Origin of the sequence: Stenotrophomonas rhizophila (assembly GCF_001704155.1) — a bacterium.
Taxonomy (GTDB): Bacteria; Pseudomonadota; Gammaproteobacteria; order Xanthomonadales; family Xanthomonadaceae; genus Stenotrophomonas; species Stenotrophomonas rhizophila_A.
This window is the reverse complement of record NZ_CP016294.1, coordinates 2,940,805-2,964,083: the sequence shown is the minus strand read 5'-3', so window position 1 is coordinate 2,964,083 and position 23,279 is coordinate 2,940,805. Positions and strand designations below refer to the sequence as shown.

Here is a 23,279-nt window from a genome sequence, read left to right as displayed (position 1 = left end):
AAGGAAGCCGATGTCTGATACCGCCCAACGTCCCGAGCCGTCGCCGCCGGAAGCCACCACCACCGTCGACCAGGCCGTTGCCCAAGGGGGTGCCTATGAAGTGCTGCGCCGCCGGTTGGGTGACCAGGGCGGCCGCCTGCGCGGCCTGGCCGATGCGCTCAACCAGCAGCGCCTGGCCGAATTCGGCGACAGCCGCCTGGAGGTCACCGGCCGCTTCCGCATCCGCAGCGAGAACAACTGCGTGGGCCGCGACATCGTGCAGGTCGGCCCCGACCTGCTGCTGTTCGGTTACAACGTTTTCCTGGGGCTGAAGACCCAGACCCGCGTGGAAGACGTGTTCGGGCTGTACCGGCTGGTACAGGCGGGCGAGGGCTACGACGTGGTACCGGTGGAAGCCAAGGGCAGCTTCCTGGCGCAGGCCGCCTTCGTGCACGACTTCGGCGAACTGTATGCGTACTACAAGCACGCGCGCCTGCTGCAGCTGATCAAGGTCGGCGACAAACTGCTGGCGTCCTTCCAGATCGGCGAGCGCAGCACCGACGTGCGCGTGTTCCGCTGGGCGGTCGCCCGCGATGGCGCGTTGACCTATCTGGACGCCCGCGGCGAACGCGATATCGCGTTGCCGCCACCGTTCGATTTCGAATGGACCCGGGCCACCCGCGACATGGCGGTCAGTGGCCGCCATTCGCACCTGAACATCCTCGATACCCTGTTCGTCGAGACCACCGGTGGCGACCTCACCATCAAGGTGGAGAACAACACCGAAAGCGGGCAGGGCATCTACAGCGAACCGGTCGACGACAGCACCCAGTCACTGGATGACGCACAGTTCGATTTCGTCCGGGTCGGTTCGCTGGTGCTGCTGAAGGTGCTGCCGTACCGCGAAACCACCTGGCGCGGGCTGATCTACAACACACTCACCGGCACCATCACGCGCAACGATGCGATCGTGCAGGCCTGCGTGCAGCTGCCCGAAGACCACGGCATCATCTTCCCTGGCGGCTACTACCTGCAGAGCGGCGAGCACAAGGCGTTCGACGCGGCCATGCAGGGCATGCAGTTCAAGCGCGCCATCCGCTCGCCGAACGGCGAAGATGTGCTGTACATCTTCTATGAGCGTGAGGGCGGGCGCTCGGCCCTGTTCGTATACAACACCATCCAGCGCGTGCTGCAGACGCCGGTGTTCGGCCACGGCTACGCCTTCCTGCACGATGGGCGGATGGTGCTGTTCCATGCCGAAGGCACCGAGCCCACCCGCATCCACCCGATGCAGGTGTGGCAGACCCCCTTCAGCAGCGACGAGTTCGCCGCGAGCCGGCCACCCGGCAATACCTTCATGGGCCGGATCGGCAATGCCGAACTGGTGCGCGGCATTTCCAACCTGTTCGACCTGGCCCGCACCATCGAGGGCCAGGATGTGTCGGTGCAGCGCTACCAGCGCCTGGTGCAGGACACCCGGCGGCTGTTCGACGCCCACCACTGGCTGGACGACGCGCAGTGCGACGGGGCCGCGGGCCTGCTGCGCGAGATCAGCGCCACCGGTGAGTCGGTGCTGGACGAGTACGAAAAGGTACAGTCGATCCGGCAGCAGTCGGCGCAGGCCATGGCCCAGGCGCAGGCCGGCCAGAAGGCCCTGCTGGCCCGCCTGCAGCCGGAAAACTGGACCGAAGTGCAGGCCTTCGTGGAGGCGCTGAACGCGATCTCCACCCAGCGTGGCCACCTGTTGACCATCCGCGATTACCGTTACATCGACACCGATGTGATCGATGCGATGACCGCCGCCTTGCAGGAGGCCCACGATCGTATCGGTACGGCCACCGGCCAGTTCCTGGGCGGCGAGCAGGCACTGGCGCCGCTGGGCGCGCGCCTGCAGGTGCTGGACGAAGCGGCCCAACAGGCCGAGAGCGCCCGCGTGCTGGACGAGCAGCTGGCTGGCATGCGTGCGATGGCGGCCGACCTGGACATGCTGTCGACGCTGATGGCCGGGTTGAAGGTGGATGACGCCAGCGCACGCACCCGCGTGGTGGAATCCATCTCCGCGGTGTACGCCCGGCTCAATCAGAGTCGGGTGCGCGCCGAACAGCGTCGGCGCACGCTGGGGTCGGCCGAGGCGGTGGCGCAGTTCGCCGCGCAGTTCGCGCTGTTCTCCCAGGCCATCACCAGCGCGCTGGCCATGGCCACCGACCCGGAGCGGGCCGATGAGCAGATGTCGCGCCTGCTGGTGCAGCTGGAAGAACTGGAAAGCCAGTTCGGCGAGCACGAGCAGTTCCTGGGCGACATCCTGGCCAAGCGCGAAGAACTGATCGAAGCCTTCGAAACGCACAAGCAGGCGCTGCAGGACGAGCGCCAGCGCAAGGCGCGTTCGGTGCTGGACGCCGCCACCCGCATCCTCGATGGCCTCGCCAAGCGCACCGAGCGCTTTGCCAGTGCCGACGAGCTCAACGCCTTCTTCGCCGGCGACGCGCTGGTGCTCAAGCTGCGCGAGTTGGCCGGGCGCCTGCGCGAGCTGCGCGACAGCGTCAAGGCCGACGATGTCGAAGCGCGCCTGAAGGGCGTGCGCGACCAGGCCGTGCGCGCGCTGCGCGACCGTACCGAGTTGTTCGAGGAGGGGGGCAATGTGGTCCGGCTGGGGCCGCGCCACCGCTTCAGCGTCAACACCCAGGCGCTGGACCTGACCCTGCTGCCGCGCGGGGATGAGTTGGCCATCCACCTGACCGGCACCGACTTCCTGGAGACACTGCACGACCCGGAGCTGGCCGGCCTGAAGGCATACTGGCAGGTCGGGCTGGAGTCCGAATCGGCGCAGCTGTATCGGGGCGAGTACCTGGCCGGGAGCCTGCTGCAGGCGGCGATGGAAGGCCGCGACGGCCTTGAGTTGGCCACCCTGCAGCGCAGTGCCGCCGAGCCCGACGCGCTGGAACGGATCGTGCGCGACTTCGCCGCACCGCGTTACCGCGAAGGGTACGAGCGCGGCATCCATGACCACGACGCCAGCCTGATCCTGCACGCACTGCTGCCGCTGCAGCAGGCTGCAGGAACCCTGCGGTACGCGCCACGCGCCCGCGCGTTGGCAATGCTGTTCTGGTCCGCGCAGCAACGCCGCGACGATGTCATGCAGTGGCCTGCACGACAGGCCGGTGCCGATGCGATCGTGCGCCTGTTCGGGTCACGCGAAGGCCAGCTGGCGCTGCTGGCCGAGATCGACGCTGCGCTGTCCGGCTTCGTCGAAGAGCGCAAGCTGCCGTTCGACCCGGTTCAGGTGCAGGCCGCGGCGGCGTATCTCGCCGCGGAACTGGGCGCCGGCGAGCCGGTGTTCAGTACCAGCCGTCATGCGCAGGCGCTGCTGGATGCACTGGGCCAGCAGCTGCAGGCCGCCGGCCAGCGCGAGGCCTTCGACCGTGCCCTGCAGCGCGAACAGGATGGCCTGGCGGCGCGCTGGGCACTGGCCGGGCAGTGGCTGCGCGCGTTGTGCCAGCTGCCTGCGTTCACCGACCACCTCGCCTATGCCGATGAAGCGGCGGCGCTGCTGCTGGTTGCGCGCACGTTGCGTACCCGGCCCAGCGACGTGGCGCTGCTGGTACAGGTTGACGGCCTGCTGGGCGAGCACGCGCGCGTGCAGAAGGGGCGCCTGCTGTTGTCGCTGGATGACTTCCTGGCCCGCCTGCGCGACCACCTGCAGGTGTTCGTGCCGGCGTTCCATGCCTACCAGGGCGTGCGCCAGCGCATCATCGGCCGCGAGCGCGATGCCCTGCGCCTCTCTGAATTCAAGGCACGGCCGCTGTCGTCGTTCGTGCGCAACAAGCTGATCAACGATGTGTACCTGGGCGTGATCGGCGACAACCTCGCCAAGCAGATGGGCACCGTCGGCGAAAACAAGCGCAGCGACCTGATGGGCCTGCTGATGATGATCTCACCGCCCGGCTACGGTAAAACCACCCTTATGGAGTACGTGGCGCACCGGCTGGGCCTGGTCTTCATGAAGATCAATGGCCCCGCGCTCGGCCATGAGGTGCGTTCGCTGGATCCGGCCCAGGCGCCGGACGCCACGTCGCGGCAGGAACTGGAAAAGCTCAACCTGGCGCTGGAGATGGGCAACAACACCATGTTGTATGTCGACGACATCCAGCACACCCATCCGGAGTTCCTGCAGAAGTTCATTTCCCTGTGCGACGGCACCCGCCGCATCGAAGGCGTGTGGCGCGGGCGCACCCGCACCTACGACATGCGCGGCAAGAAGTTCTGCGTGGTGATGGCCGGCAACCCGTACACCGAGTCCGGCGAAGTGTTCAAGATCCCGGACATGCTGGCCAACCGCGCCGACATCTACAACCTGGGCGATGTGCTGGGCGGCATGGAAGATGCTTTCACCCTGAGCTACATCGAGAACAGCCTGACCTCCAACCCGGTGCTGGCCCCGCTGGCTACCCGCGACATGGCCGACCTGTACCTGCTTGCCGAGCGGGCCGCAGGCAAGGAGGTCTCGACCAACGCGCTCAGCCACGCCTACAGCGGTGCGGAGATCAACGAGATCGTCGCCACCCTGCAGCGCATGCTGCGCGTGCGCGACGTGGTGTACCGGGTCAACCAGCAGTACATCGCCAGTGCCGCGCAGGACGACCGCTACCGTACCGAACCGCCGTTCCGCCTGCAGGGCAGCTACCGCAACATGAACAAGCTGGCCGAGAAGATCTCGCCGGTGATGAACGACGCCGAGCTGCAGCAGCTGGTCTCCGACCACTACCTGGGCGAGGCCCAGCTGCTTACCACCGGTGCGGAAGAGAACCTGCTCAAGCTGGCTGAGCTGCGCGGGCTGCAGGGCGACGAAGAACAGCAGCGCTGGGCCCAGATCAAGCGCGATTTTCTGCGCAACAAGGCCATGGGCGCCGGCGACGCCGATGTCGGCGGCCGGGTGGTGGCACAGCTGGCCGATATCGCCAGTGCGTTGCAGCCCAGCGCTGCCCCGGCAGCGGTGGTGGAGGAAGAACCCGCACCGTGGCCTGCGCTGCTGGCCGCGCTGGACCGGCTGGCCCAGGCCCATGCCGCCAGCGTGGCCCCTGCGGCCGCGCCCGCCGAGGCGCCCCTTGCCGAACCCTTGTCACAAGGTCTGCAGCAGGGCCTTGCGCCATTGCTGCAGCTGCTGGGCCAGTCCAATGCGCAGCAGGCCCGCACTGGCGAGACGCTGGCGTTGTTGGCCAGATGGGTGCGCCAGCAGGCCGAGCGCGAGCCGGCACCGGCCGCACGTCCGCGCGTACGCCGCGCCAGCACGCCTGAAGAGCGCGCGCTGGATGAGGCGCTGATGCGCCATTTCTACGGCGAATCGGCATGGCCACCGCGTGACGCGGCCGCTGCGGACGACGCGCACGCATGAGTGCGGGCTGGCCCCTGCCGACAGCATCGGCTCCCGATGCCGCCGATCTGGCGCATTGGGGAGAAGCGGTGGTGGCCGCAGTGGGACAGCGCGATGCAGCGCCTCCGGCAGCCGCACGGGCAGCACGCCCATTGCTTGACCTGTTGGCGCAACTGGCACTGGTGCTGCAATCGACGGCGCCTGGTGGCGTGCGCCGGCAGACCGGCTGGTGGGGGCGTCTGCTTGGCCGCGACGTTGAAGGCGAACTGGACGCGCGCGACTGGCAGTCGCGCCTTGGCGTCTTGGTGGCCCAGACCGACGCGGCAGCGCAGGCGCTGCGGGAACAGAGCAGCAGCTACCCCACCGCGCAGGCCAACGCGCTCGATGCGGCACGGGCCATCCAGCGGTGGGCGGATGCCGGTGCCGCACAGCTGTCCACGCTGCCGGCACAGCTGCAACCGGTACTGGCCCAGCGCGTGGACCACCTGCGCCGGCTGGCCGCCGTGCAGCAGCTCGAAGCTGGGCAGTGGCAGCTCTTGTTCGAACAGGACAGTGCCCTGCTGGCGCGCAGCCAGCGCATCACCGAAACGTTGTTGCCGGCCTGGCGGCAGGCGGTACTGGCGCGCCGCGCCGATGACCAGCAGCAGCGCAACCAGCAGGCCGCGCAGCTGCAGGCACAGATCACCGCCGAGCTGGCCTCGGCGCAGGCTAGACTCGACTGACCCTCATACCCGATTGACCCCCTTCAAGGAGATCACGCCATGACCCAGGACCCGCAGGACAGCACCGCGCTTGCCGTGGCACCGGCCGCCGTCGACGACGCCACGCTGCAGGCCCTCGGGCTGGTAGCTGACGACCTGCCGCGCATCGCGGAAATCGGCCGCAGCCTGGAGGATATCCGTCCGGGCGACCTCCAGGTGTTCGGGCGCGAAGCGGCGGCCAGGACCGCCGCGTTCTCCAGCCAGCTGCTTGACCAGGTGCGCAACCGCGACCTGGACGCCAGTGGCGACAAGCTGGGCGAAGTGGTGCGCATCGCGCGCACGCTCAACCTGGATGGGCTCACCCAGCGTTCGAAGGTGCCGGTGATCGGGGGTCTGATCGACAAGCTGCGCGCCTCCAAGGGCGAGCTGGTGCAGAAGTTCAGTGACACCAACCGCCAGATCGAACAGCTGCTCGGCGATGTCGGCAGCCAGCAGGCACTGATGGGCCAGCGTGTGGGCGAGTTCGACCGCATGCACGAGATCGTGCGCGACGAACGTCATGCACTGGGCCTGCACATCGCCGCCGGCAAGCAGCGGCTGGCCGGCCTGCGCAGTGAACAGCTGGCCGGTGCCAGCAGTGAAGATCCGCAGGTGCGCATCCGCCAGGGAGAGCTGGACAACGCGATCCGGCTGCTCGACAAGCGGGTGGGCGACCTGGTCGTGATGCAGCATGCGGCCGATCAGTCGCTGCCGATGATCCGCCTGATCCAGGCCAATGCGATCCAGCTGATCGAGAAATTCAACACCGTCCGCGACATCACCATTCCGTCGTGGAAGCGCCAGTTCGCGATCCAGCTGTCGTTGAGCGAGCAGAAGCGTGCGGCGGAACTGTCCAACACGATCGATGACGCCACCAACGAGCTGATGCGACGCAACGCAGACCTGATGCGGCAGACCTCGGTGGACACTGCCAAGGCCAACCAGCGTGCGGTGATCGACGTGGCGACCCTGCGCCACACCCACGAGCAGCTCATCGCCACCGTGGAAGAAGTCCGCACCATCCACCGCGAAGGCATGCAGCAACGCCAGCAGGCCGAGGTGGAACTGGCCAAGCTGCGCGATGACGTTCAGCAGCGCCTGGCGGCCCCCACTGCTGTTTAAGTGGGGGAACGACCCTACCGCAGCTGTTTGGCCAACCACCCGGCCAAGGATTCCACCCGCGGATCCTGGCCACCCTCCGGGGTGGCCAGCACCCAGAAGCCACCGGTTGCGGCAAAACCCCACGGCGCCAGCAGGCGCCCGGCTGCCAGCTCATCGGCCACCAGGGGCTCGGGCGCGATCGCCACGCCGAGTCCTGCCACCGCCGCCTCCAGCAGGTAGTACAGGTGCTCGAACCCGGTGCCCAGCTGCAGCTGCGCCGGGTCCAGATCATGCGACAACGCCCAGTCCGGCCACGCCTGCGGGCGCGAGGTGGTGTGCAGCAGCGGTTCGCGCAGCAGCGCCTGCGGTGGCTGCTGGCGCAGGCGCACCGCAGCCGGATGCTGCGGGCTGACCACCACGCCGACGCGTTCCGGGGCCAGTTCGCGCACCTGCCAGCCACGCGGCCACGGCGGCTGCGCCAGCAGCAGCACCGCATCCAGCGCCTGCTGCTGGTCGGTGAAGCTGCCGTCCTGCGCCGACCAGTGCAACGGCACCTGGGGCAGGTCGGCCTGCAGCGCGGGCAGGCGTGGAATCATCCAACGCGCCAGGATGCTGCCGCTGCAGCCCAGGACCAGCGCCTCCGGCCGCTGCCGGCGCTGCAGGGTGTCCACCGCCTCGCGGATCTGGGTGAACGCCCCGGCGCAGGCAACCTGCAGCGCCTGGCCGGCGGCAGTCAGGCGCAGGCCGCGGCCGGCGCGTTCGAACAGCGCCAGCCCCAGGTGCTCCTCGAGCAGCCGCAGCTGGCGGCTGATCGCCCCGTGGGTCACATGCAGCGCTTCTGCGGCGCGTGCCACGCCCCCCAGCCGGGCGGTGGCCTCGAAGCTGCGCAGCGCGTTGAGGGGCGGCAGTGGCGTCTGGCTCATGTGAGTTTTCCTGACGTGTTTGTGCAGATAATATCGATATTCCGGCCACCACATGTGCGCTAAATTGTCAGCCTGTCTCCAACGGCTGTCGCGTCATGTCCGTATCGCCCGTCCCCCCCATCACCGATTTCCACGCCTACCCCGACGCCAACGGCCATTTCGGCCGCTATGGCGGCAGTTTCGTTGCCGAAACGCTGATCGGGCCACTGCAGGAGCTGGCGGCGGCCTATGACGAAGCGCGCCGTGACCCCGCCTTCATCGCCGCCTACGACAAGGATCTCACCCATTACGTGGGCCGGCCCAGCCCGATCTACCACGCCGAGCGGCTGAGCCGGCAGGTCGGCGGGGCGCAGATCCTGCTCAAGCGCGAAGACCTGAACCACACCGGCGCGCACAAGATCAACAACACCATCGGCCAGGCCCTGCTGGCCGCGCGGATGGGCAAGAAGCGCATCATCGCCGAGACAGGTGCCGGGCAGCACGGCGTGGCCAGCGCCACCGTGGCCGCACGGCTGGGCCTGGAATGCGTGGTGTACATGGGTGCCACCGACATCGAGCGGCAGAAGATCAACGTCTACCGCATGAAGCTGCTGGGCGCGACGGTGGTGCCGGTCACGTCGGGCTCGGCCACGCTCAAGGATGCGCTCAACGAAGCCATGCGCGACTGGGTCACCAACGTGCGCGATACCTTCTACATCATCGGCACCGTCGCCGGCCCAGACCCGTACCCGCGCATGGTGCGCGACTTCAACGCCATCGTCGGCCGCGAAGCACGCGCACAGATGCTCACCGATTACGGCCGCCTGCCCGATGCGATCACTGCCTGCGTCGGCGGCGGCAGCAATGCCATCGGCCTGTTCCATGCCTTCCTCAACGATCGCGACGTGCGCATCGTCGGCGCCGAAGCGGCCGGCGACGGCATCGAGACCGGGCGCCACGCGGCCTCCATCGCGGCAGGCCGCCCGGGCGTGCTGCATGGCAACCGCACCTATGTGATCTGCGACGACGACGGCCAGATCATTGAAACCCACTCGGTCTCGGCCGGGCTGGATTACCCCGGCGTGGGCCCGGAACACGCGTTCCTGGCCGACGCCGGTCGCGCCGAATACGTGGGCATCACCGACGATGAAGCGCTGGCCGCGTTCCACCAGCTGGCGCACAGCGAAGGCATCCTGGCCGCGCTGGAATCCAGCCATGCCGTGGCCCAGGCGATCAAGATCGCGCGCGAGCTGCCCAGCGACAAGCTGGTGCTGTGCAACCTGTCCGGCCGTGGCGACAAGGACGTGCACACCATTGCCGCGCGCGAGGGCCTGGTTCTGTGAATCCAGTGCTGCGCCAGGGAAGTGCGCTGCTGATCGTGGTCGGTCTGGCCGGTTGCAAGCCGCCCGAGCCGCCGGTGCTGGCCCCCGCGGCGACGCCGGCGGCCATTGCGCCGGCCCGGCTGCCGGCGAGCAATGATGATGTGGCAGATCGCCCGTTCGAGGATGCACCACAGGACGCACCGCCTGCGGACCAGACCGATGCGCCGGCCGTGGTTTCGGTCGCGCTGGATCATGCCGGCGACGTGCTGGTCGGCCAGCGTTTCAGCGAAGTCGAAGCGGACGGCGCATGGCATTCGGCCGGCCTGAGCGAAGGCGATGGTGCGCGCGCCTGTGAGTACTACGAGCGCGGCAGCCTGCCCGAAGGGGTGTCGATGATGGTCGATGATGGCCACGTGCAGCGCTTCGACCTCGACACCATCGACGGTTCCTATGAGGCGATTGTCCAGCCGGGGCCGTTCGGCCTGCGCCTGGGCATGTCGCTGGACGACGCGCTCAAACGCCTGCCCCCCGGCAGCACCCGCACACCGCATGCCTACGACCCGGACGTGGGTGAGTACCTGACCTGGCAGGACCCCGGTTCGGATCTGGCGATCCGGCTGGAGATCTTCGGCGGGGTGATATCGAAGCTGTACTGGGGCGCCAGTGGCGCCGTTGAATTGAAAGAAGGATGTGCCTGAAATGCCTGTTGCCCGTATCGACGCCTGTTTCGCCCGCCTGCGTGCCAGTCGCCGCAAGGCGCTGATTCCGTTCATCACCGCCGGCGATCCGGGCCTGGATGCGACCGTGCCGGTGATGCATGCGCTGGCCGCTGCCGGTGCGGACGTGATCGAACTCGGGGTGCCGTTCTCCGACCCGATGGCCGATGGCCCGACCATCCAGCGCAGCTCCGAACGCGCGCTGGCGCGCGGCGCTGGCCTGCGTTACGTGCTGGACACGGTGCAGGCGTTCCGGCGTGACGACACCACCACCCCGGTGGTGCTGATGGGGTATCTGAACCCGGTGGAGATCCACGGCACGACGCGCTTTGCCGAGGCGGCAATCGCGGCGGGCGTGGATGGTGTGCTGCTGGTGGACCTGCCGCCGGAAGAGGCGGCCGAAACCCTGGAGATCTTCACCGCTGCCGGCCTCGCGCTGATCCTGCTGGCGTCGCCGACCACGGCGGACGCCAGGTTGGATCTGCTTTCGTCGATGGCCAGGGGTTACCTCTATTACGTAAGCTTTGCCGGTGTCACCGGTGCGTCGGAACGGCTCGACAGCAGCGCTGCCGGCACCCGCCTGCGTGACCTGCGCAGCCGCTCGACCGTGCCGGTGGTGGCCGGATTCGGCATCAAGGACGCACAGAGCGCCGCCGCCATGGCAGTAGAGGCCGATGGCGTGGTGGTCGGCAGCGCGCTGGTGGCGGCCCTGGCCGAGGCGGTGGATGCCGCCGGCGCTGCCCAGGTGGCGCGTACCTTCCTGCAGCCGCTGCGCGCCGCGCTGGATGCCTGAGAAGGTCGCAACGTACGGCCCAGCATGGTTTTCACGCCGGGATAACCCCGCCGGCAGGGGGTCCCGGCCATGGAACGGGTGAGCTAGACTGTCCGCCTTTGCGGCCCTCGGGCCGCCCTGAACGGAAGTGTCATCCCGCATGAGTTGGCTCAGCAAGTTGATGCCGTCGGGCATCCGCACCGACAACGTCCCCAGCAAGAAGCGCAGCGTCCCCGAGGGCCTGTGGGAGAAGTGCAGCAGCTGCGGCAGCGCGCTTTACGGTCCTGAGCTGGAAGAGAACCTGGAAGTCTGCCCCAAGTGTGGCCATCACATGGCCATCCGCGCGCGGGCGCGCCTGGCGTCGTTGTTCGACGCTGACAGCACCACTGAAATCGCCGCGCGCCTGGGGCCGACCGACCTGCTCAAGTTCAAGGACCAGAAAAAGTACAGCGAGCGCATCAAGGCCTCGCAGAAGAACACCGGCGAGTACGATGCGTTGATCGCCATGCAGGGTCTGCTCAAGGGGCGGCCGCTGGTGGCCTCGGCCTTCGATTTCGCCTTCATGGGCGGCTCGATGGGCTCTGTGGTCGGCGAGCGCTTCTCGCTGGCCGCGGAAAAGGCGCTGGAAATCGGCGCCCCCTACGTGTGCTTCTCCGCCAGTGGCGGTGCGCGCATGCAGGAAGGCCTGTTCTCGCTGATGCAGATGGCCAAGACCTCGGCGGCGCTCGGTCGCCTGCGCGCGGCGGGGCTGCCGTACATTTCGGTGCTGACCCATCCCACCACCGGTGGCGTGTCGGCATCGTTCGCGATGCTGGGCGACATCAACATCGCCGAGCCGCAGGCGCTGATCGGCTTCGCCGGCCCGCGCGTGATCGAGCAGACGGTGCGCGAGAAGCTGCCGGAAGGTTTCCAGCGCTCGGAGTTCCTGCTTGAGCACGGCGCCATCGACCAGATCTGCGACCGCCGCGAGATGCGTGACCGCCTGTCCGACCTGCTGGCCATGCTGGGCCGCCAGCCCGCCCCGGACGCTGCTGCCTGATGGGCGCGCGCAGGTATTTCGGCACCGACGGCATCCGCGGTCGGGTCGGGCAGGGCGTCATCTCGGCGGACTTCGTGCTGCGCCTGGGCAATGCGCTTGGCCGCGTGCTGACCGAGCGTAACGGTCATCGGCCGGTGGTGGTGATCGGCAAGGACACGCGCATTTCGGGCTACATGTTCGAAGCGGCGCTGGAAGCCGGGCTGGTCGCGGCCGGGGCCGACGTGCAGCTGCTCGGGCCGATGCCGACCCCGGCGGTCGCGTTCCTGACCCGTACGCTGGGCGCAGACGCCGGGATCGTGATCAGTGCCTCGCACAACCCGCATTACGACAATGGCATCAAGTTCTTCTCCGCCGATGGCGAGAAGCTCGACGATGCAACGGAGCTGGCGCTGGAAGCGGCGCTGGATACCGATTTCACCACGGCCGATTCGGATCGGCTGGGGAAGGCCGCGCGCGGTCGTGATGCAGTGGGCCGCTACATCGAGTTCTGCAAGGCCAGCGTGCCGCGCGGGTTTGACCTGCGCGGGTTGAAGATCGTGCTGGACTGCGCTCACGGCGCCACGTACCACATCGCGCCGCTGCTGTTCCGGGAGCTGGGTGCGGAGGTGGTGGCCATCGGTGCCGAGCCGAACGGGGTCAACATCAACGATGGCGTCGGTTCGATGCACATCGACAACCTGGCGGCCAAGGTGCGTGAGGTGGGTGCAGACCTGGGCATCGCATTCGATGGTGACGGTGACCGCGTGTTGATGGCCGATGACCAGGGCAACCCGGTCGACGGGGACGACCTGCTGTATGTGCTGGCCCCGTCGTGGCAGCGCAGCGGGCGCCTGCGCGGTCCGGTGGTGGGCACGCTGATGACGAACTTCGGGCTGGAGCAGGCGCTGGAACGCCTGGGCCTGCCGTTCCAGCGCAGCAATGTGGGCGACCGCTACGTGCACCAGGCGCTGGTGGAAGGTGGCGGGGTGCTCGGTGGTGAAGCGTCGGGGCACCTGTTGTGCCTGGATCGCGCCACCACGGGCGATGCGATCGTCAGTGCGCTGCAGGTCCTGGAAGTGCTGCGTCGGGAAGGCAAGAGCCTGCGCGAATCGCTGGTCGGGCTGACCCGGGTACCGCAGAAGACGGTCAACGTGCGCCTGGCGGGTGTTTCTGCAAAGGTGATCGTGCAGTCCGAAGGCGTGCAGTCGGCACTGGCCGCTGCGCAGCAGGCGGTCAAGGGCCGCGGCCGCGCGTTCCTGCGCCCCTCCGGCACCGAGCCGGTGGTGCGCGTCACGGTTGAAGCAGATACCGCCGAGCTGATGCAGGCCACACTGGACAGCCTGTCCAGCGCGGTGAAAGCAGCAGCCGCAGCGTAATGAAAAACCCGGCTTCGGCCGGGTTTTTTTTGCGTTACGGTCCCGGCACCATTTTTTTCTGCCTGGCCTTGAACCGGTTGAACACCGGCGCGATCAAGGGGTGGTAACTCCACGCGATGCGCTTGCGCAGCCAGCTGGCGGGGCGGTTGCGGATGGCGAAACGGTAGATGTGTTCCGGATCGCCGCCGACCACGTTGCGGCCGAACGGGTGGGTGGTGTGCAGGTAGCGGAAGCCCTGCGCGCGTGCGATGGGCAGGTAGTCCTCGTCGAAATCGCCGTAGGGCCAGCACAGCGTGTCGGACACTTCGCCCAGCTGTTCCTGCAGCACGCTGCGCGCCATTTCCAGGTCGCGGGTGATGCCTTCGCGCTTCTGCTCGCGGCTGATGTCCTGCTTCATCCAGCGCGTGTGGGTGTGGGTGTGGCAGTGCACTTCGAAGGTGCCGGCGTCGATCATGGCGCGCGCTTCGCTCCAGCGCATCATCACGTCGTCGTGGCGGTTCTCGCGCAGAACTGCCGCCTCACAGCCGCGGTGGTCGGGCGTGGGGGGCAGTGCCGCGCCGGGCTGGCCGGCGTGCGGCCGTACCGGACCTTCTCCCATCCAGTCGGTGACCACGAACACCACGGCGTGCATGCCGTACTTCTGCAGGATCGGGTGCGCGTACACCCAGTTGTCCAGGTAACCGTCATCGAAGGTGATCACGATGGACTTCCGTGGGACGGGCCTGCCGGCCAGGAAGCCGGCGTACTGCTCGAGCGTGAGCGAGGTCCAGCCGTTGCCGGCCAGCCAGTCGATCTGGCTTTCAAAGTTTTCCGGCGACACCGTGATCATGCCCGGCGAGGGCGACACGTGGTGGTGCATCAGCACCGGCACGGTTCTAGCGTTGGCCATGGCCCAGTTCCTTCAACCACTGGTGGTAATAGTGTTCGGTGGCTTCAGTGTGCCCGGTCGGGGTGAAGCGGTGCGCGCTGCGCATCCAGTCCCACCCGGCCTGGCCCATCTGCCGGCGGCGCTCCGGCTGCTCGACCAGGGTCTGCAGCGCGCGGGTGAGCGCGGCCTGGTCGCCGAGCGGGGCGAGCAGGGCATTGCTGCCTTCCACCAGCATCTCCGGCACGCCGCCGACCCGCGTGGCCACGATCGGCACGCCGACGTAGGCGGCCTCGAGGAACACCGTGCCGGCCGCCTCCTTGTGGGTGGCCAGGGCAAAGATGTCGAAGCCGGTCATCAACCGGCAGGCGCCGTGGCGGTAGCCGAGCAGGTGGACCTGCGCGGCGATGCCGAGCGCTTCGCGCAGCGCCTTGAGTTGATCCAGCACGGGCTGGCCGTCGCCCACGATCACCAGCTGCAGGTTCGGCTGCTGGCGGCACAGCGGGGCCATGGCGCGCAGCAGGTCGGCGTGGCCCTTGGCTTCGCGCAGCACCGCGACGCAGCCGACGACGATCTGGTCATCGGTGAAGCCGAGTTCGCGGCGAACCTCGGCACGGGTTTCCTGCAGGCACTGCCAGGCATCATCACTGTGCGCCTGCGACCACTGCGGCGGCACGGCGATGGGCGGAACGATGCCGATGTGGCCGTCGGCCACGCCGCGGTGGACCAGCAACTGCTTCACGAAGCTGCTCACGGTCAGCACCCGGTGCGGCAGGCCGGTGTAGGTGAGCAGGGAGTTGACCGGGCTCATCAGGTGCCGTGAGCGCACCACCAGCGGCGCGCCGGCCAGGCGCGCACCGGCGGCGGCAATGAGTGCGTCGCGGCGGCTGGTGGTGTTGACCACGTCATAGGTGTGCCGGCGCACCAGCCGTTTCACCGACCAGATGCCGCGCAGCAACCGCAGCAGCCCACCCATTTTCAGCGCATGCACGGTGAAGCCCGCTTCGCGCGCCACTTCGCCCAGGCGTGCACCGGGCTGGCACAGCAGCGACACGTCGTGGCCGCGCTCGCGCATGGCCAGCATGTGCCGGTAGATGTAGATCTCCTGGCCGCCAAATCCCTTGGCGGCTTCCGTGTGCAGGATTTTGAGGGGCTTGTTCATCATGAACGTTCCAGGGGTCTGGATAATCAACGTCATTGCTTGCGGAAGTGGGTCAACGCGTTCCAGGCAGTCCGCACTGCCGCCGGGTCCGGCGGCTGGTCGTGCAGGGGCAGGTAGTGGGCGTCCAGGGTGGTGGCGTTGCCGAACTTGTCGAACACGTAGGTGCGGTCGCCTTCACGGATGCCGCGCTGCGACCAGCTTTCCACCAGCAGGGGACGCGCAGGGCGGGTGGCGTCGAACAGGTCCTGGCCGGTGCTGAAATCGGCCAGCGCGTTCTCGCAGCCCAGCCCGTGACGCATCAGGGTCGGCACCCAGTCTTCGTGGCTGCTGGCGGCGTCGTGCCGTGCCGGGTCACGCCCGGGCCAGTGCAGCACGAACGGCACCTGCATCTGGTAGTCAGAGAAGTTGCCGTTGTGGCCCCAGTAGTTCAGGCCCAGGTCGTTGAATTCTTCGGCGTGGTCGCCGGTGACCAGCACGATGGTGTTGTCGGCCTGGCCACTCTCGCGAAGGGTCGCCAGCAGCTGGCCGATCAAGGCATCGGTGTAATGCACGGCGGTGCGATAGCGGTTGCGCTCGGGCGTGGCGTCGTGCTCGTCGTCGAAGGCAAGGAAGTTCACCTCCGTGGCCATCGGCGTGGCCAGCGCAGGGTAGGCCTCCGGCAGGTGGTACGGCGCGTGGGTGCTGTCCAGGAACACCGTGCCGAACCAGTGGCCGCCGCCGGGCTGGCGGATGTCCGCACCGAGCGCATCAACGATGTGCTGGTCACGCGCGGCGACCGCCAACGACGACGGCGCGGTATGCAGCTGGTCGCGTACCTGGGCGAACACGGTGCGGTCGAATTCGGGGCTGTACAGCGGTGCACTGCCGTACAGGTGCAGGTCGTAGCCCTGTCGCTGCAGCACGTCGAACAGGATCGAGCCGCGCTGCTCGCTGAGCATGCTGGACCAATAGCCGCCGGGCAGGCCGTAGAGCAGGCCGAACAGGCCATAACGGGTGGCATTGCCGCTGCTGTAGTGGCGGTCGAACACCTCCGCTTGCTGCGCCAGCGCCCAGGTGTTGGGCATGGTGGTGGCATCCAGCGCGTCATGCCGCAGCGATTCGAGCACCACCACCAGCACATTGGGTCGGGTGTGGCTCTGGCAGCGCAGCGGCTGCAGCGGGTACTGCAGCTGGCTGTGGCGCGGATCGGGCAGGTTGGCCTGCGGCAGGCTGCGTACGCCAAGGCGGTGCATGTGGCGCTTGGCGGTGATCGGCTGCGCCCACGGCAGGTAGGCCCACTGGCCGGTCACGGCGCGCTCGCCCAGGGCGTCGTAATAGGCCGTGGCGATCTGGCCGGTAGCCATCAGCGCCAGTCCGGCGGCCCAGGCCAACAGCACCGGGCGACGCCGGGTGCGGTCGGGCACCAGTTTCCAGCAGGCCCAGGCGAGCAGGACTTCGGCGGTGGCCACGGCCGCCAGCACGCCCAGCGACTGCAGCCAGCTCTGCCAGGACAGGGCCACCTGGTCCTGCAGCGCGCCCCCGAACACCATGTTCATCACCATGGCATTGAGGTGGAAGCGGTACAGCGCGAAGACCTTTGCATCCACCAGCAGCAGGCACAGCCACATTCCCTGCAGCAGCACGGCGCTGACCACCAGCGGCCGCGGCGAGCGCGGCCACAGCCCCACGGCCAGTGGCAGCAGCGACACCAGGCTGCCGAAGGCAAGGAAATGACCCGGAAGGGCGAGGGCCAGGTAGCCCAGCCCCAATGCGCCACCGGGGTTGTCGTGCAGGGGCGTGTTGCCCAGCGCGATGGCGATGGCCACGCAGGCGTTGATGGCGGTGAACAGGCTCAGCCAACCCAGTCGCGTCCAGCGCGTGGGTGCGGGCAAAGGGGAGGCGGGGCGCGATACGTCCATGCAGGGTCGGTCAGATAGGGTGAATCGGAAGACGTGGCGGCGGCGTCCTGTGCCGCCCGGCCGCGTCGACGCGGTGGGCGGGCGCATTGTATCGGTTTGTATCAACCTATCGGCGGCGTCGATTGTCCGATCTGGCACAATGTTCAGCCGGGCCACAGGCGTGGCCCCGCATACCCACCACGAACAAGCCAGGAATCGCTGTGAGCCAGATCCCCACCCTCGACATCACCCGTTTCGACAGTGACCGCGATGCCTTCGTCGCCGAGCTGGGGGCGGCCTACCGTGAATGGGGTTTCGCGGGCATCCGCAACCACGGCATCCCGCAGGCGGACATCGACGCGGCCTACGACGTATTCAAAGCCTTCTTCGCGCTACCGGAAGCCACCAAGCTGCAGTACCACCTGCCGGGCACCGGCGGTGCGCGTGGCTACACGCCGTTCGGCGTGGAAACGGCGAAGGGCTCCAAGCACTTCGACCTGAAGGAGTTCTGGCATATCGGCCGTGAGATCCCGGACGACTCGAAGTACCGTGACGTGATGGCCCCCAACCTGTGGCCGACCGAGGTCCCGGGCTTCAAGGAGAAGGGCTACGGCCTGTACCAGGAACTGGACAAGCTGGGCTCGCGCGTGCTGTCGGCCCTGGCGCTGCACATCGGCCTGCCGATCGACTTCTTCGCCGACAAGACCAACAACGGCAATTCGATCCTGCGCCCGATCCACTACCCGCCGATCACCGCCGACGACATCCCGAACGTGCGCGCGGGCGCGCATGGCGACATCAACTTCATCACGCTGCTGGTGGGCGCCAGTGCGGCCGGCCTGGAAGTGCAGTCGCACGAGGGCAAGTGGGTGCCGTTCACCTCGGACGCGGACACCATCGTGGTCAACATCGGCGACATGCTGCAGCGCCTGACCAACCACGTGTACCCGTCCACGATCCACCGGGTGGTCAACCCCCCGGGCGAACAGGCGCGCCAGCCGCGTTACTCGGTGCCGTTCTTCCTGCACCCCAACCCGGATTTCCTGATCGACGTGCTGCCGACCTGCATCACCCCGGAAAACCCGAGCCGCTACCCGGAGCCGATCACCGCGCATGGCTTCCTCGAAGAGCGGCTGCGTGAGATCAAGCTGAAATAAGAACAAGGCCACCGAAGGGTGGCCTTGTTCATTTCAGCGTAGCCCCGGCCGTTGGCCGGACGCTCTTGGATCCGGGTCCATCAATCCGTGATGGATGATTGCGGTTGGGTATAAACCCCGGACGCCGAGGGGCAGTGGTGGGTCACCGGTTCCGGACGCGTTGCCGCGCTGCGCGCGGTGTCCGGCCAACGGCCGGGGCTACGACCTGGTGCGGGCGTATCGGGATCGGGATCAATCAACCATGTGCCCATCGCGGATCCGGTGGGCTGGTCCGACCTGTATCCAATATCCATTTGAAATGTAAGCGTTTTCGGGAAACGCGCATTCGTTACATCCGGTATCATTGCCGGCTGATACCCCAAAGGAGCCCCCCATGCGCCGCAAGATCGTCGCCGGTAACTGGAAGCTGCACGGCAGCCGTCAATTCGCGACCGAGCTGGTCAGCGATATCGTCGCCAGCCTGCCGAAGGGTGGGGTAGAGGTCGTCATCCTGCCGCCGCTTCCGTACCTGGGTGAGCTGGTCGAAGCCTTCGAGGGCCGTGCCGTCGCTTTTGGCTCGCAGGACGTCAGCTCCAACGAAAAGGGCGCCTACACCGGCGAAGTCTGCGCCGCCATGCTGGCCGACGTCGGTGCCCGCTATGGGCTGGTCGGCCATTCCGAGCGCCGCCAGTACCACAATGAAAGCAGCGAGCTGGTGGCCCGCAAGTTCGCCGCCGCCGTGCATGCCGGCCTGGTGCCGGTGCTGTGCGTGGGCGAAACCCTGGAGCAGCGTGAGGCTGGCCAGACCGAAGACGTCATCGCCAGCCAGCTGGCGCCCGTGCTGGAGCTGGTCGGCCCGGCCGGGTTCCAGCATGCCGTGGTGGCTTATGAGCCGGTCTGGGCCATTGGCACCGGCCGGACCGCCACCAAGGAGCAGGCCCAGCAGGTCCACGCGTTCATCCGTGGCGAAGTGGCCAAGCTCGATGCTAGAATTGCCGATTCGTTGCCCATCCTGTACGGCGGCAGCGTGAAGCCCGACAACGCAGCGGAACTGTTCGCGCAGCCCGATGTCGATGGTGGGCTGGTGGGCGGCGCCTCGCTGGTGGCCGCGGATTTCCTGGCCATCGCCCATGCGGCGGCCGCTATTTGACATGCCCGAGGGCGGATTCGAAATGCTGATGTTGATCCTCAATGTGGTCTACGTGCTGGTCGCGGTGTCCATGATCGCGCTCATCCTGATGCAGCGTGGTTCCGGCGCGGCCGCAGGCTCGGGTTTCGGTGCCGGCGCTTCGGGCACGGTGTTCGGCGCGCGCGGCGCGTCCAACTTCCTGTCCAAGTCGACCAAGTGGCTGGCCGTGGTGTTCTTCGGCATCAGCCTGTTCATGGCCTGGTACGCCAGCCATGGCGCGCGCCCGGCGGTCCAGCAGGACCTCGGCGTGATGTCTGCCCCGGTGGCGCCCAGCGCCCCGGCGGTCCCCGCAGGTGAGCTGCCGGCCGTGCCGAAGGCCCCGGAAGCCGCTGCCCAGCAGCCGGTTCCGCAGGCTACTGTGCCGGCTCAGGCGGAAACGCCGAAATCGGGTGAAGAAAAGCCTTCGGAAGGCTCCCAGACTCCCTGAAGACGGTTACAATATGCGGCGCGTTGGGGGATTCGATTGGAACTCCCGGCGCGATACGTAAGCCCAGGTGGCGGAATTGGTAGACGCACTACCTTGAGGTGGTAGCGACTTAGGTCGTAGGGGTTCGAGTCCCCTCTTGGGCACCATTTTGTTTGTAAGCGGATACGTCTGGCGCGCAAAGCGCCAGTAGCGTTTTCCGTCCACTCCCCCATGCCAAGACGCCTGCAGGCGTGGCGGCAGAGGCAAGAGAGAATCGCTGTGCTGGCCGAATATTTGCCGTCTCTGCTGTTTCTGATTGTTGCCACCGGTATCGGCGTTGCGCTGATGCTGGTCGGCCGGTTCCTCGGTCCCCGGCGTCCCGATCTGAAAAAGCTCTCGCCGTACGAATGCGGCTTCGAGGCTTTCGAGGACGCGCGCATGAAGTTCGATGTGCGCTACTACCTGATCGCCATCCAGTTCATCGTATTTGACTTGGAAATCATCTTCATCGTGCCGTGGACCCAGGTCTTCATGGAGCTGGGCGCACGTTCGCTGGTCACGATGGGCCTGTTCGTGGGCATGCTTTTCCTCGGTTTCATTTACGTCTGGAAGAAGGGAGCGCTGGAATGGGAGTAATTCAGACTCTCGATGGCCTGATGAACAACCCGGTCCCGGAAGGGCGGGTCGATGACATCCTGCGCCCCGAAGGCGACAACCCGCTGCTCGAGAAGGGCTATGTGACCACCAGCGTCGACGCGCTGTTGAACTGGGCACGTACCGGCTCGATGTGGCCCATGACCTTCGGTCTGGCCTGCTGCGCGGTTGAGATGATGCATGCCGGTGCCGCGCGCCTGGACCTTGACCGCTACGGCGTGGTGTTCCGCCCGTCGCCGCGCCAGTCCGACGTGATGATCGTGGCCGGTACCCTGGTCAACAAGATGGCCCCGGCCCTGCGCAAGGTCTACGACCAGATGCCGGACCCGAAGTGGGTCATCTCCATGGGCAGCTGCGCCAACGGTGGCGGCTACTACCACTACTCGTATGCAGTGGTGCGTGGTTGCGACCGCGTGGTGCCGGTGGACGTGTACGTCCCCGGTTGTCCGCCTACCGCCGAAGCGCTGGTGTACGGGATCCTGCAGCTGCAGAAGAAGATCTGGCGTACGCAGACCATCGCCCGCTGACATTCCTCCTGACAAGAGCACGCCAAGCCCCCATGGCAGAGCAAGCATCCTTCATCGACCGACTTTCCGCACGTTTCGCTGGTGCGCAGGTCTTCGTGGTCGAACCCCGCGGCGAAGTGACGCTGGAAGTGCCCGCCGCTGACTGGCATGCCACCGCTCTGGCGCTGCGCGACGAATTCGGTTTCGAGCAGGCCGTTGACCTGTGCGGCCTGGACTACCTCGGCTACGGCAGCGACGAGTGGGACACCTCCGATGTCTCCTCGCAGGGCTTCAGCCGTGGCGTCGAGGGCAAGTCCGTCGGCCGTTTCGCCTGGGGCGAGTTCCCCACCCGCGAAACCAGCGATGGCGCCCAGCCGCAGCCGGTGCCGCTGCAGCGCTACGCCGTGGTCGCCCAGCTGCGTTCCTACCAGCACAACCTCACCATGCGCATCCGCTGCTTTGCGCCGAACGAGGAACTGCCGGTGGTCGCCTCGCTGACCAGCGTGTGGCCGGGCCTGAACTGGTTCGAGCGCGAAGCGTTCGACCTGTTCGGTGTGATCTTCGAAGGCCACCCGGACCTGCGCCGCATCCTGACCGACTACGGCTTCGTGGGGCATCCGTTCCGCAAGGACTTCCCGCTGATCGGCAACGTCGAAGTCCGCTACGACGAAGAAAAGAAGCGCGTTGTCTATGAGCCGGTCACCTCGGTCGAGCCGCGTGTCGGCGTGCCGCGCGTGATCCGTGACGACGCCCGTTTCCAGACCGCTGCCGGCGAAAGCGCGCAGACGGAGGCAAGCAAGTGAGCCAGATCCACCAAGCCCACCAGGCGTTTGCGAGCAACCCGGCCGAACTGCGCCAGGAAATCCGCAACTACACCATGAACTTCGGTCCCCAGCATCCGGCCGCGCACGGTGTGCTGCGCCTGATCCTGGAAATGGACGGCGAAACCATCATGCGCGCCGACCCGCACGTCGGCCTGCTGCACCGTGGTACCGAAAAGCTGGCCGAATCCAAGCCGTTCAACCAGTCCATCGGTTACATGGACCGCCTGGATTACGTGTCCATGATGTGCAACGAGCACGCCTACGTGCGCGCCATCGAAACCCTGATGGGAATCGAAGCGCCCGAGCGTGCCCAGTACATCCGCACCATGTTCGATGAAATCACCCGCATCCTGAACCACCTGATGTGGCTGGGGTCCAACGCGCTCGACCTGGGCGCGATGGCGGTGATGCTGTACGCCTTCCGCGAACGCGAAGAGCTGATGGACTGCTACGAAGCGGTCAGCGGCGCGCGCATGCACGCGGCGTACTACCGTCCGGGCGGCGTCTACCGCGACCTGCCGGACCAGATGCCCAAGTACAAGGAATCGCGCTGGCACAAGGGCAAGGCCCTGAAGAACCTCAACGCCTCGCGCGAAGGTTCGCTGCTGGACTTCCTGGAAAACTTCACGGTCGAGTTCCCCGGCCGCGTCGACGAATACGAAACCCTGCTCACCGACAACCGTATCTGGAAGCAGCGTACGGTCGGCATCGGCGTGGTCAGCCCGGAACTGGCGCATGCCTGGGGCATGACCGGCGTGATGCTGCGTGGCTCGGGCGTGGCCTGGGACCTGCGCAAGAAGCAGCCGTATGCCAAGTACGATGCCGTGGATTTCGACATCCCGCTGGGCAAGGAAGGCGACTGCTACGACCGTTACCTGGTCCGCGTGGCCGAGATGCGCGAATCCAACCGCATCATCAAGCAGTGCGTGCAGTGGCTGCGTGCCAACCCCGGCCCGGTCATGGTCAAGAACTTCAAGGTCGCCCCGCCCAGCCGCGAGGACATGAAGGACGACATGGAAGCGCTGATCCATCACTTCAAGCTGTTCAGTGAAGGCTACTGCGTCCCGGCCGGCGAAACCTACGCCGCGGTTGAAGCGCCCAAGGGCGAATTCGGCTGCTACCTGATGTCCGATGGCGCCAACAAGCCGTTCCGCGTGCACCTGCGCGCGCCGGGCTTCGCCCATCTGTCCTCGATCGACTCGGTCGTGCGCGGGCACATGCTCGCCGACGTGGTGGCCATGATCGGCACCTACGACCTGGTATTCGGCGAGGTGGACCGGTAATGGCCACCGCCCGCACGATGCCTGACACCCGCCGGCTGCTGCCGGCGCTGCAGGTTCTGGTTTTTAACGATTTGGTATTCGCT

General features: G+C 67.2%; 19 protein-coding genes and 1 tRNA gene. 16 read left to right on the top strand and 4 right to left on the bottom strand.

Annotated elements, in window-relative coordinates; genetic code table 11:
* Window positions 1-10 precede the first annotated feature (10 nt).
* The 3 genes from BAY15_RS13275 to BAY15_RS13265 are packed head-to-tail and all read left to right on the top strand — an operon-like array spanning window position 11 to window position 7,209.
* Entirely contained in the window at window positions 11-5,368 is a 5,358-nt protein-coding gene (locus tag BAY15_RS13275; RefSeq protein ID WP_068853442.1) for a DNA repair ATPase, read from the top strand.
* Window positions 5,365-6,069 (top strand): hypothetical protein, encoded by a 705-nt coding sequence (locus BAY15_RS13270; protein WP_068853440.1) that lies wholly within the window; start codon window positions 5,365-5,367, stop codon window positions 6,067-6,069. Before BAY15_RS13275 ends, BAY15_RS13270 begins: the two co-directional genes overlap by 4 nt.
* Before the next feature lie 39 nt (window positions 6,070-6,108).
* Window positions 6,109-7,209 carry a toxic anion resistance protein gene (locus BAY15_RS13265; protein WP_068853438.1) on the top strand — a complete coding sequence of 367 codons (1,101 nt, stop codon included), beginning with the start codon at window positions 6,109-6,111 and terminating at the stop codon, window positions 7,207-7,209.
* Between the two features lie 14 nt (window positions 7,210-7,223).
* Here the strand turns inward: BAY15_RS13265 and BAY15_RS13260 are convergent, their stop codons facing one another.
* Window positions 7,224-8,111, bottom strand: a complete 888-nt coding sequence (locus tag BAY15_RS13260) for a LysR family transcriptional regulator (RefSeq protein WP_068853436.1) — start codon at window positions 8,109-8,111, stop codon at window positions 7,224-7,226.
* Between the two features lie 95 nt (window positions 8,112-8,206).
* Between BAY15_RS13260 and trpB the strand changes: the two genes are divergently transcribed.
* The 5 genes from trpB (at window position 8,207) to glmM (ending at window position 13,294) form a co-directional block, all read left to right on the top strand.
* Window positions 8,207-9,433 carry a tryptophan synthase subunit beta gene (gene trpB, locus BAY15_RS13255; RefSeq protein WP_068853434.1) on the top strand — a complete coding sequence of 409 codons (1,227 nt, stop codon included), beginning with the start codon at window positions 8,207-8,209 and terminating at the stop codon, window positions 9,431-9,433.
* Window positions 9,430-10,110 (top strand): hypothetical protein, encoded by a 681-nt coding sequence (locus BAY15_RS13250; RefSeq protein ID WP_068853430.1) that lies wholly within the window; start codon window positions 9,430-9,432, stop codon window positions 10,108-10,110. Before trpB ends, BAY15_RS13250 begins: the two co-directional genes overlap by 4 nt.
* Before the next feature lies 1 nt (window position 10,111).
* Window positions 10,112-10,921, top strand: coding sequence for a tryptophan synthase subunit alpha (trpA, locus tag BAY15_RS13245; RefSeq protein WP_068853428.1), 810 nt, complete (start codon window positions 10,112-10,114; stop codon window positions 10,919-10,921).
* Between the two features lie 139 nt (window positions 10,922-11,060).
* A complete protein-coding gene (accD, locus tag BAY15_RS13240) occupies window positions 11,061-11,939 on the top strand; it encodes an acetyl-CoA carboxylase, carboxyltransferase subunit beta (RefSeq protein ID WP_068853426.1) in 879 nt (292 codons plus the stop codon).
* The gene (gene glmM / locus BAY15_RS13235) at window positions 11,939-13,294 is read left to right on the top strand and encodes a phosphoglucosamine mutase (RefSeq protein WP_068853424.1); all 1,356 of its coding nucleotides are present in this window, start codon (window positions 11,939-11,941) and stop codon (window positions 13,292-13,294) included. The genes accD and glmM overlap by 1 nt, the downstream gene beginning before the upstream one ends.
* Before the next feature lie 34 nt (window positions 13,295-13,328).
* Here glmM and BAY15_RS13230 read toward each other — a convergent pair whose 3' ends face one another.
* The 3 genes from BAY15_RS13230 to BAY15_RS13220 are packed head-to-tail and all read right to left on the bottom strand — an operon-like array spanning window position 13,329 to window position 17,219.
* Window positions 13,329-14,183 carry a polysaccharide deacetylase family protein gene (locus tag BAY15_RS13230; RefSeq protein ID WP_068853422.1) on the bottom strand — a complete coding sequence of 285 codons (855 nt, stop codon included), beginning with the start codon at window positions 14,181-14,183 and terminating at the stop codon, window positions 13,329-13,331.
* Window positions 14,170-15,321 (bottom strand): glycosyltransferase family 4 protein, encoded by a 1,152-nt coding sequence (locus BAY15_RS13225; protein ID WP_068854718.1) that lies wholly within the window; start codon window positions 15,319-15,321, stop codon window positions 14,170-14,172. Before BAY15_RS13225 ends, BAY15_RS13230 begins: the two co-directional genes overlap by 14 nt.
* A gap of 32 nt (window positions 15,322-15,353) precedes the next feature.
* A complete protein-coding gene (locus tag BAY15_RS13220) occupies window positions 15,354-17,219 on the bottom strand; it encodes a DUF3413 domain-containing protein (RefSeq protein WP_068853420.1) in 1,866 nt (621 codons plus the stop codon).
* A gap of 200 nt (window positions 17,220-17,419) precedes the next feature.
* On the opposite strand from BAY15_RS13220, the gene BAY15_RS13215 reads away from it, so the two are divergent.
* From BAY15_RS13215 to BAY15_RS13180, 8 genes are all read left to right on the top strand, one after another.
* Window positions 17,420-18,355, top strand: a complete 936-nt coding sequence (locus BAY15_RS13215) for an isopenicillin N synthase family dioxygenase (protein ID WP_068853418.1) — start codon at window positions 17,420-17,422, stop codon at window positions 18,353-18,355.
* A 373-nt stretch (window positions 18,356-18,728) separates the two neighbouring features.
* On the top strand, window positions 18,729-19,484 hold the full coding sequence (gene tpiA / locus BAY15_RS13210) for a triose-phosphate isomerase (RefSeq protein WP_068853416.1): 756 nt from the start codon (window positions 18,729-18,731) through the stop codon (window positions 19,482-19,484).
* A gap of 22 nt (window positions 19,485-19,506) precedes the next feature.
* Window positions 19,507-19,950: a preprotein translocase subunit SecG gene (secG, locus tag BAY15_RS13205; RefSeq protein WP_068854717.1), complete on the top strand. Its 444-nt coding sequence runs from the start codon at window positions 19,507-19,509 to the stop codon at window positions 19,948-19,950.
* 61 nt (window positions 19,951-20,011) lie between these two features.
* Window positions 20,012-20,096, top strand: a tRNA-Leu gene (locus BAY15_RS13200).
* A gap of 112 nt (window positions 20,097-20,208) precedes the next feature.
* Entirely contained in the window at window positions 20,209-20,565 is a 357-nt protein-coding gene (locus BAY15_RS13195) for an NADH-quinone oxidoreductase subunit A (RefSeq protein WP_026069699.1), read from the top strand.
* Window positions 20,556-21,110: a NuoB/complex I 20 kDa subunit family protein gene (locus BAY15_RS13190; protein WP_017354657.1), complete on the top strand. Its 555-nt coding sequence runs from the start codon at window positions 20,556-20,558 to the stop codon at window positions 21,108-21,110. Before BAY15_RS13195 ends, BAY15_RS13190 begins: the two co-directional genes overlap by 10 nt.
* Window positions 21,111-21,142: 32 nt before the next feature.
* The gene (locus tag BAY15_RS13185; protein ID WP_068853414.1) at window positions 21,143-21,892 is read left to right on the top strand and encodes an NADH-quinone oxidoreductase subunit C; all 750 of its coding nucleotides are present in this window, start codon (window positions 21,143-21,145) and stop codon (window positions 21,890-21,892) included.
* Window positions 21,889-23,196 (top strand): NADH-quinone oxidoreductase subunit D, encoded by a 1,308-nt coding sequence (locus tag BAY15_RS13180; RefSeq protein ID WP_068853412.1) that lies wholly within the window; start codon window positions 21,889-21,891, stop codon window positions 23,194-23,196. The genes BAY15_RS13185 and BAY15_RS13180 overlap by 4 nt, the downstream gene beginning before the upstream one ends.
* The last annotated feature ends 83 nt before the right edge of the window (window positions 23,197-23,279 follow it).

What these genes read in the sequence shown, in the direction of transcription:
- BAY15_RS13270 (WP_068853440.1), top strand. Translation starts at nt 5,365, where the DNA reads ATGAGTGCGGGCTGGCCCCTGCCGACAGCATCGGCTCCCGATGCCGCC.
- secG (WP_068854717.1), top strand. Translation starts at nt 19,507, where the DNA reads ATGCTGATGTTGATCCTCAATGTGGTCTACGTGCTGGTCGCGGTGTCC.
- BAY15_RS13225 (WP_068854718.1), bottom strand. Translation starts at nt 15,321, where the DNA reads ATGAACAAGCCCCTCAAAATCCTGCACACGGAAGCCGCCAAGGGATTT.
- BAY15_RS13185 (WP_068853414.1), top strand. Translation starts at nt 21,143, where the DNA reads ATGGCAGAGCAAGCATCCTTCATCGACCGACTTTCCGCACGTTTCGCT.
- trpB (WP_068853434.1), top strand. Translation starts at nt 8,207, where the DNA reads ATGTCCGTATCGCCCGTCCCCCCCATCACCGATTTCCACGCCTACCCC.
- trpA (WP_068853428.1), top strand. Translation starts at nt 10,112, where the DNA reads ATGCCTGTTGCCCGTATCGACGCCTGTTTCGCCCGCCTGCGTGCCAGT.
- tpiA (WP_068853416.1), top strand. Translation starts at nt 18,729, where the DNA reads ATGCGCCGCAAGATCGTCGCCGGTAACTGGAAGCTGCACGGCAGCCGT.
- BAY15_RS13190 (WP_017354657.1), top strand. Translation starts at nt 20,556, where the DNA reads ATGGGAGTAATTCAGACTCTCGATGGCCTGATGAACAACCCGGTCCCG.
- BAY15_RS13230 (WP_068853422.1), bottom strand. Translation starts at nt 14,183, where the DNA reads ATGGCCAACGCTAGAACCGTGCCGGTGCTGATGCACCACCACGTGTCG.
- BAY15_RS13260 (WP_068853436.1), bottom strand. Translation starts at nt 8,111, where the DNA reads ATGAGCCAGACGCCACTGCCGCCCCTCAACGCGCTGCGCAGCTTCGAG.
- accD (WP_068853426.1), top strand. Translation starts at nt 11,061, where the DNA reads ATGAGTTGGCTCAGCAAGTTGATGCCGTCGGGCATCCGCACCGACAAC.
- BAY15_RS13275 (WP_068853442.1), top strand. Translation starts at nt 11, where the DNA reads ATGTCTGATACCGCCCAACGTCCCGAGCCGTCGCCGCCGGAAGCCACC.
- BAY15_RS13265 (WP_068853438.1), top strand. Translation starts at nt 6,109, where the DNA reads ATGACCCAGGACCCGCAGGACAGCACCGCGCTTGCCGTGGCACCGGCC.
- glmM (WP_068853424.1), top strand. Translation starts at nt 11,939, where the DNA reads ATGGGCGCGCGCAGGTATTTCGGCACCGACGGCATCCGCGGTCGGGTC.
- BAY15_RS13220 (WP_068853420.1), bottom strand. Translation starts at nt 17,219, where the DNA reads ATGGACGTATCGCGCCCCGCCTCCCCTTTGCCCGCACCCACGCGCTGG.